The sequence below is a fragment of the Streptomyces sp. 8K308 genome (genome assembly GCF_004348315.1).
In the GTDB taxonomy this organism is placed as follows: domain Bacteria; phylum Actinomycetota; class Actinomycetes; order Streptomycetales; family Streptomycetaceae; genus Streptomyces.
Genome location: NZ_SMKC01000533.1, coordinates 1 through 3038, shown reverse-complemented (window position 1 = coordinate 3038; position 3038 = coordinate 1). Strand labels below are relative to the sequence as shown.

General features: G+C 73.4%; 3 protein-coding genes. 1 reads left to right on the top strand and 2 read right to left on the bottom strand.

Annotated elements, in window-relative coordinates; genetic code table 11:
• Positions 1 to 810, top strand: an 810-nt coding sequence (locus tag E1265_RS35280; protein WP_132935031.1) for an HAD hydrolase family protein, incomplete at its 5' end; no start/stop codon positions are given.
• Here E1265_RS35280 and E1265_RS35275 read toward each other — a convergent pair.
• Both E1265_RS35275 and E1265_RS35270 read right to left on the bottom strand, forming a co-directional pair.
• On the bottom strand, positions 807 to 1655 hold the full coding sequence (locus E1265_RS35275; protein ID WP_207931340.1) for a hypothetical protein: 849 nt from the start codon (positions 1653 to 1655) through the stop codon (positions 807 to 809). The two genes, E1265_RS35280 and E1265_RS35275, sit on opposite strands and share 4 nt — an antisense overlap.
• A gap of 199 nt (positions 1656 to 1854) precedes the next feature.
• Positions 1855 to 2826 carry a metallophosphoesterase gene (locus E1265_RS35270; protein ID WP_132935030.1) on the bottom strand — a complete coding sequence of 324 codons (972 nt, stop codon included), beginning with the start codon at positions 2824 to 2826 and terminating at the stop codon, positions 1855 to 1857.
• Between the last annotated feature and the right edge of the window lie 212 nt (positions 2827 to 3038).

The window sequence follows — 3038 nt, the reverse complement described above, 5'->3', positions numbered from 1 at the left end:
GACCTCGACGGCACCCTGCTGCGCGACGACAAGACCGTCTCGCCCCGCACCGTCGCCGCGCTGGCCGCCGCCGAGGCCGCCGGCATCCACGTCCTCTTCGTCACCGGCCGGCCCGCTCGCTGGATGGGCCCCGTCAGCGCCCACGTGCCGGCCCACGGTCTGGCCATCTGCGGCAACGGCGCCGCCGTCGTCGACCTGCGGCGCGGCGGCGAGCTCGTCGCGACCCGGCCGCTGCCGCTCGACAACGGTCTCGCCATCGTGCGCGCCCTGCGCGCCGCCGCACCCGGGGTGGCGTTCGCCGTGGAGCGCGCCGCCGGCTTCCACCACGAGCCCGGGTACGCGCCGATGGTCGCGGACCCCGCGTCCCGGGTGGCGCCCGCCGAGTCGCTGCTGTCGGACGACGCGGCGTTCGGCGGGCAACCGGTGCTGAAGCTGCTCGCCCACCACGACAGCCTCGACCCCGACGCGTTCCTGGCCCTCGGCCGCGCGGTGGCCGGCGAACACGGCGAGTTCACCCGCTCCAACGCGACGGCGCTGCTGGAGATCAGCGGACCTGGGGTCAGCAAGGCGAGCACGCTCGCGGGCCGCTGCCGTGAGCTCGGCGTCGACCCGACCGAGGTGGTGGCGTTCGGCGACATGCCTAACGACCTGGCCATGCTCGACTGGGCGGGCACCGCGTACGCCATGGCCAACGCCCATCCGGCGGTGCTGGCCGCGACGCCGCACCACACCCTCTCCAACGACGAGGACGGCGTGGCTCGGGTCATCGAGCGCCTCCTGGGCCGAGACCGCCCGCCGGCCGGACCCTAGTCCGGGTCCTTGGGGCTGGTGAAGTCCGGACTCGCGTAGCCGGGGCGGGCGGAGGGCTCGTCCTCGCCGTCCGCCGGGCTGGTGAACGCCGGGTGGCCGAACGCGGGCCCGGAGAACCTCGGGTGGCTGTAGCGCGGCCGCACCCGCGGCGCGGCGCCGGCCGAGCTGGAGAAGTCCGGGCTCGAGAAGTCGGGGCTCGAGAACCGCAGGCGCGGCGTTCGCCCCTGGGGGTGGTGCCGACCGCCGGCGGCCCGCACGAACGGCACCACGCCCTGGTCGTGCAAGGCGCGCCGCCACTCCTCGCGCGCCCGCGCCAGCTCCTCGGCCGGCACCGAGGCACGGATCGCGGTCGACGCGCCGTTCCGCGCGGCGGCGACCACCAGGCCGCCGAGCGCCGCCAGCAGCCCGAACCCGGCCACCGCGGCGAACACCCAGCCCACCGCGCGCATCCGCTCGGCGATGCCGGGCTCCGGCTCCGCGAGCCGCAGCGCGTAGCCGAGCAGCAGGAAGACCACGGCGGCGATCGCCGCCAGCACCGGCACCAGCGTGGTGACGACGGCCAGGAGGCCGACCCCGGCGGAACGTTCCTCCCTGCCGGGGGACGGTCCAGGACCCGGGACGCCCCCGCCGGGCACCCCCAACGACCGCCGCAGCGCGACCAGTCGGCGGTACTCCTCGTCGGCGGCCGAGGCGATCTCCGGCAGGGCGTCCATCGCGAGCGACCGCACCCTCTCGACCTCGAAACCGTCGGCGCCGGCCGAAAGCCGGGCAGTCCGCAGCGCCTCGTCGAGGATCCGCTCGAAATCGGCCTGATCCTCCGGCGGCAATCCGTCAGCGCTGTTCATATGCGTCCCCAGGGCCTCTTGGGCAGCAAGCTGGTGAGCGGACCCTGATGGTAGAGCGCATTCGGCCTTGGTGACAGGGAATTCCCGAATTCGCCAAAACAATTGAGCCGCCCACCCTGACAGCTCTCCGCCGCCCGACTACGCGGCCGAGCACGCGGGACAACGCTCGGTGAAGCCGGGGGGAAACAGTGTCCGCCGGTTACTCGGGCAACGGCAGCCTCGCGACCAGCAGCTTTCCGGCCATGGTCACTCCGCCGTCCATGGCGATGGCAAGAGAATCGGCGTACACGTGCGGACCGCGCACGCCCGGTGCGCTCTCCTCGCCCTCCGCGCCCTCCGACTCGGCGTCCGCGCCCCCCAGGCCCTCGCCCGTCAGATACGGGATCGGGCTGTGGCCGTGCACCACCCGCTTGCCGCCATAGGTGTCGAGCAGCTCCCGCACCGCCTGCGGCCCGTCCTCGTCGCGGAAGGCGAACCGCTTGGTGAACTTGCGGAACAGCTCCCAGGTCTCCTCCACGCTGTTGCGCTGGAGCGCCTGCCAGATCGCGTCGTTGACGTCGCCGATGGTGGAGCCGTAGTCGAGGTAGGCGGTGGTGTCCGAGTGGAGCAGCAGATGGCCGTCGGCCAGGGCCATCGAGTCGAGCCTGGACATCCACTGGACGTGGTGGTCCTGCAGCCGCTCCATGTCGGTGCGCTGACCGCCGTTCAGCAGCCAGGCGGCCTGGAAAGAGGCGGTGCCGGCGGCCGACTCCACGGGGGTGTCGCCGAACCGGCTGGCGCCGATCAGCAGGAGCTCGTGGTTGCCGAGCAGGGCCTTGCAGTAGCCGCCGGCCGCCGCGGCCTCGGCGGAGAGCCGCATCACCAGGTCGAGCACGCCCACGCCGTCGGGGCCGCGGTCCGTGAAGTCGCCGAGGAACCACAGCCGGGTGTTGCCCGCGATCCAGTTGTCCGAGGCGTCCGTCAGGCCGGCCTCGCGCAACGCGGCACGCAGCTCGTCGAGGTAGCCGTGCACATCGCCGACCACATAGAGCGCACCCGCCCCCTCCATCACGGGGAGATCAGGCACCGTGGGCGTGTAGAGATCATCCTGCGGACCGCCTCCGCGACCCGGGTCCGCGGGCTGGTCCACGCCGTGCCACTCCTCCGGTGCCTGGCCGGCCCCCTGAGTCATCGACCCCTCCACCACTACGCGCCGTCTTCACCGCCTGCAGGGCCTGCCTGGCGGGCCAGGTCCCGGTGCCGTTCGCCCATCATAGGAATCCGGGCCCCCAGTTGTGACACACCTGTCTATCGGAATCTACTGGTCAGCAGCAGGGGGTGTGCGAGGCGCGGTCACCGTGGCGGCGCCACCCGGTCCGCGGGGACCTGGAGCTGACGCCGCGG

Excerpts from the sequence above, each read along its gene's own strand:
- E1265_RS35275 (WP_207931340.1), bottom strand. The coding sequence starts at position 1,655 with ATGAACAGCGCTGACGGATTGCCGCCGGAGGATCAGGCCGATTTCGAG.
- E1265_RS35270 (WP_132935030.1), bottom strand. The coding sequence starts at position 2,826 with ATGACTCAGGGGGCCGGCCAGGCACCGGAGGAGTGGCACGGCGTGGAC.